The sequence below is a fragment of the Streptomyces panacea genome (assembly GCF_040560175.1).
Taxonomy (GTDB): Bacteria; Actinomycetota; Actinomycetes; order Streptomycetales; family Streptomycetaceae; genus Streptomyces; species Streptomyces panacea.
In genome coordinates this window covers 1-4,357 of the sequence record NZ_JARJHW010000317.1, presented here as the reverse complement: position 1 = coordinate 4,357, position 4,357 = coordinate 1, and the positions used below count along the sequence as shown (strand labels likewise).

The 4,357-nt window shown below is 70.7% G+C and carries 5 protein-coding genes; all 5 read right to left on the bottom strand.

Features of this window, described 5'->3' with window-relative positions; genetic code table 11:
* A partial coding sequence (locus P3L51_RS35330) for an NADH-quinone oxidoreductase subunit 5 family protein (RefSeq protein ID WP_354609458.1) occupies nt 1-1,683 on the bottom strand: 1,683 nt, incomplete at its 3' end.
* Nucleotides 1,680-2,084: an NADH-quinone oxidoreductase subunit NuoK gene (gene nuoK / locus P3L51_RS35325; protein WP_354609457.1), complete on the bottom strand. Its 405-nt coding sequence runs from the start codon at nt 2,082-2,084 to the stop codon at nt 1,680-1,682. The genes P3L51_RS35330 and nuoK, both read right to left, overlap by 4 nt.
* Nucleotides 2,084-2,647: an NADH-quinone oxidoreductase subunit J family protein gene (locus P3L51_RS35320; RefSeq protein WP_354609456.1), complete on the bottom strand. Its 564-nt coding sequence runs from the start codon at nt 2,645-2,647 to the stop codon at nt 2,084-2,086. Before P3L51_RS35320 ends, nuoK begins: the two co-directional genes overlap by 1 nt.
* Nucleotides 2,644-3,264, bottom strand: coding sequence for a NuoI/complex I 23 kDa subunit family protein (locus tag P3L51_RS35315; RefSeq protein WP_354609455.1), 621 nt, complete (start codon nt 3,262-3,264; stop codon nt 2,644-2,646). The genes P3L51_RS35320 and P3L51_RS35315 overlap by 4 nt, the downstream gene beginning before the upstream one ends.
* Nucleotides 3,265-4,233, bottom strand: a complete 969-nt coding sequence (locus P3L51_RS35310; protein WP_354609454.1) for a complex I subunit 1/NuoH family protein — start codon at nt 4,231-4,233, stop codon at nt 3,265-3,267.
* Nucleotides 4,234-4,357 lie beyond the last annotated feature (124 nt).

Below are 4,357 nucleotides of genomic sequence, written 5' to 3'. Positions count from 1 at the left end.
GCCGTAGGCGGGGGTGTGGCTGGCGATGGCCTCGACCTCGGAGAGGGCGGGCTCGGCGTCGGGGTGCGCGGCGACGGCGCCCATGGGGGTGCGGGCGGCGAGTGCCGTGGTGTGGGTCCAGGCGCCGTAGGTGATCAGTCCGCCGACGAGCGCGACTCCCGTGCCGAGTACGGAGGTGGTGACCGTCGGGGTGAGGCTCTCCGCGTCCACCCAGGGGGCGATGAGGCCGACGGTCAGGCCGAAGGCGAGCGAGGGGACGGCGAGTACCCACAGGACGGCGTTCATCGAGAGGGGCTGCTTGCCGTGGTCGGCCGCTTCGGTGCCCCGGCCCCGGAAGGCGAGGAGCCACAGGCGCGTCGCGTAGGCGGCGGTGAGGAGGGCGGTGAGCAGACCGGCGACCAGCACGGTCCAGCCGGCGATGTCCGGGGCGATGTCGGACTCGCCGAGAGCCGTGTGTTCGGCGGCGACGAGGACGGCTTCCTTGGAGAAGAAGCCGGCGAAGGGCGGGATGGCGGCGAGCGCGAGCAGCGCGATCGTCATCGTCCAGTAGGCGTCGGGGACGCGTTTGGCGAGGCCGCCCATCCGGGACATGGCGGCGAGCGAGTTGGTGCCGGCGGCGTGGATGATCACGCCGGCGCCGAGGAAGAGAAGCGCCTTGAAGGCGCCGTGCGAGACGAGGTGGAAGACGGCCGCGCCCCGGTCGCCCACGGCCAGCGCGCCCGACATGTAGCCGAGTTGGCCGATGGTCGAGTAGGCGAGGACGCGTTTGATGTCGTCCTGTGCGAGGGCGGCGATCGCCGAACCGACCATGGTGATCGCGGCCATCACGGCGAGCACGGCGAGGGCGACGGCCGAGGCGGCGAAGACGGGGAGGAGACGGGCCACGAAGTAGATACCGGCGGCGACCATCGTCGCCGCGTGGATCAGCGCGGAGACGGGGGTGGGGCCGGCCATCGCGTCGGGCAGCCAGGTGTGCAGGGGGAATTGGGCCGACTTGCCCGCGACACCGGCGATCAGCAGCAGCGCGATCAGGGTGGGGTGGTCGAGCCCGTCGTCCGCGACGGCCTGGAGGACGCCGGTGATCCGGAACGTACCGGTGTCGACGGCGAGCGCGAACAGCCCGAGTAGGAAGGGGACATCGCCGAGCTTGGTGACCAGGAAGGCCTTCAGGGAGGCGGCGCGCGCCTCGGGGGTCTCCCAGTAGTGGCCGACGAGGAAGTACGAGCAGATGCCCATGATCTCCCAGCCGACCAGGAGCACCATCAGGTCGCCGGAGTAGACGACGAGCAGCATCGCGGAGGTGAAGAGGGAGACGAGGGCGGCGTACGAGGGGTAGCGCGGGTCGTCGCGCAGATAGCCCGTCGAGTAGATCTGCACGCACGTCGCGACGACGCCCACGAGGATCGCGACGAGGGCGGCGAAGCCGTCGATGTACAGGGCGAGATCGATCGGGACCGAGCCGGTGGGGGTGAGCTGGGTCGCGGCGTCGATCGGTGCGCGGGTGCCGCCGTGCCCGTTGCTCTGGCGTACGGCGACGATCACGGCGAGTACGGCGGCGGTGAGCGGCGGCAGCACGGCCAGGGGCCGGACGAATCCGGGGGCCGTACGGCCGAGGAGCAGTCCGGCGACCGCGCCGAGGAACGGCAGGAGGGGGACGAGGACGGCGAGGGTGGTCGTGGTCACGCGGTGGCCTCAGCCTTCTTTGCCCGGGCGGCGTCGGCGTCGGCTTGGGCTCGGGCCTCTTGGGCGGACTCGGCCGCGGCCTCGTCGGTCGCGTCGCTCTCGACGCTGTCGCGGAGCCGGTCGATGTCCGAGGTGCCGCGGTTGCGGTAGACCATCAGCACGATCGCCAGGCCGATGCCGATCTCGGCGGCGGCGATGGCGATCACGAAGAGGGTGAGGGCCTGGCCGGCGTGCAGGGTGTCGCGCAGCCACACGTCGAACGCGACGAGGTTGAGATTGACGGCGTTGAGCATCAGCTCGACGGACATGAGGACGAGGATCGCGTTGCGGCGGGCGAGCACCCCGTACAGACCGGTGCAGAACAGCAGCGCCGCGAGGACGGCGGGATAGGCGAGATGCATCAGCGCTGCTCCTTGCCACGAGCGGCGTCGCTCTTGCGGGACAGGACGATCGCGCCGATGAGCGCGGCGAGCAGCAGGACGGAGAGTGCTTCGAAGGGCAGGACCCAGTGCCGGAAGAGGAACTGGCCCGACACCTCGGTGGACCCCTGCGCGGGGCCGTCGAGATCGATCCAGGTCGTACGGAACGCGTCGACGACGACCCACACGAGCGCGACGGCGGCGGTGAGTGCCACGGCGAGCGCGACCCACCGGTTCTCCGAATCCGCGTCGGGGGAACGGCCGATGGGCGCCTTCGTCAGCATCAGCCCGAACAGCAGGAGGACGACGACGGAGCCGACGTAGATCAGGACCTGCACCCAGGCGATGAACTCGGCCGTCAGCAGCAGGTATTCGACGGCCAGGCCGCCGAGCGCGACGACGAGCCACAGGGCGGCGTGCACGAGTTGCTTGGTCGTGACGGTGATGACGGCCGCGCCGAGGGTGACGAGGCCGACGAGGAGGAAGGCGATCTCGACGCCGGTCGGGGACAGGAAGCCGGGGTGGGTGGCCGCGAGAGGGTTCACTCGCCGTCCTCCCGCTGCCGCGTCGCACCTTGGGCCGCATCGGCCGCTTCGGTCGCTTCGGTCGCTTCCGCCACATCGGCCGCTTCCGCCGCTTCCGCCGCGGCCAGCTTGTCGGCCGTCTTGCGGGCGGCGGCGATCTCCTTCGGCTCCTCGGCACCCGGGTCGAGGGCGGGCGGGGCCGGCACGGTCCACATCCACTCGCGGAGTTTGTCGCGCTCGTGGGTGAGTTCCAGGATGTCCGTCTCCGCGTACTCGAACTCCGGTGACCAGAAAAGGGCGTCGAAGGGACAGACCTCGATGCAGATACCGCAGTACATGCAGAGCGAGAAGTCGATGGCGAACCGGTCGAGGACGTTGCGGCTGCGCTCCCGGCCGCCGGGGGCCGCGGCGGGCAGCGTCTCCTTGTGGGAGTCGATGTAGATGCACCAGTCGGGGCACTCACGGGCGCAGAGCATGCAGACCGTGCAGTTCTCCTCGAACAGGCCGATCACACCGCGGCTGCGGGGCGGGAGTTCGGGCTGGGTGTCCGGGTACCGCGCGGTGACGGTCTTCCTGGTCATCGTACGAAGGGTGACGGCCAGCCCCTTGGCCAGGCCGCTACCGGGGATCGGAGGCACTTACTGGATCACCACCTTGACGATGCCGGTGAGGGCGATCTGGGCGAGGGCGAGCGGGATGAGCACGGTCCAGGCGAGCTTCTGGAGCTGGTCTTCGCGCAGCCGGGGATAGCTGACGCGCAGCCAGATGACGACGAAGGCGAGGAGGAACGTCTTGACGAGGGTCCAGAGCCAGCCGAGGTCGTCACCGCCGAACGGGCCGTGCCAGCCGCCGAGGAACAGGACGGTGGTCAGTCCGCACAGGACGACGATGCCCGCGTACTCGGCGAGCAGGAACAGCGCGAACCGCAGACCGGTGTACTCGGTGTAGGCGCCGAAGATGATCTCGGAGTCGGCGACCGGCATGTCGAAGGGAGGGCGCTGGAGTTCGGCGAGGCCGGCGACGAAGAAGACGAGGGCGCCGACGATCTGCCAGGGCACCCACCACCACTCGAAGGCGTCGAGGATGCCGGGGAGCGAGACGGTGCCGGCCGCCATCGCGACGGAGGCGGCCGTGAGCAGCATGGGCAGCTCGTACGCGAGCAGCTGGGCGGCGGTGCGGAGGCCACCGAGCAGGGAGAACTTGTTGGCCGACGCCCAGCCGGCCATGAGCGACCCGAGGACGCCGACGCCCATCACGGCGAGCACGAAGAAGATCCCCGCGTCGACGACCTCGCCGACCGCGCCCTCCTGGGGGCCGATCGGGATCGCGACGAGTACGAGGAGATAGGGCAGCAGGGCGACGGCCGGGGCGAGCTGGAAGATCCGGCGGTCGGCGGCGGCCGGGACGATGTCTTCCTTCTGCGCGAACTTGACGCCGTCGGCGACGAGTTGGGCCCATCCGTGGAAACCGCCGACGTACATGGGCCCGAGACGGCCCTGCATGTGGGCCATGACCTTGTGCTCGGTCTGCCCGACGACGAGGGGCAGAACGAGGAATGCGGCGAAGACGATGACCAGCCGAATGGCGACGTCGAGCACGTCGTTCACGCGTCTCCTCCGGGGCGGTCGGGGCCGGGGGCGGGGTTGCCGTTGCCGTTGCCGTTGCCGTTGCCGTCAGCGTCGGGGGCCGGTCCGGCGTCCGGCTCACGCTCGGACCCCGGCGCGCCGCCGG

What these genes read in the sequence shown, in the direction of transcription:
- nuoK (WP_354609457.1), bottom strand. Translation starts at nt 2,084, where the DNA reads ATGCATCTCGCCTATCCCGCCGTCCTCGCGGCGCTGCTGTTCTGCACC.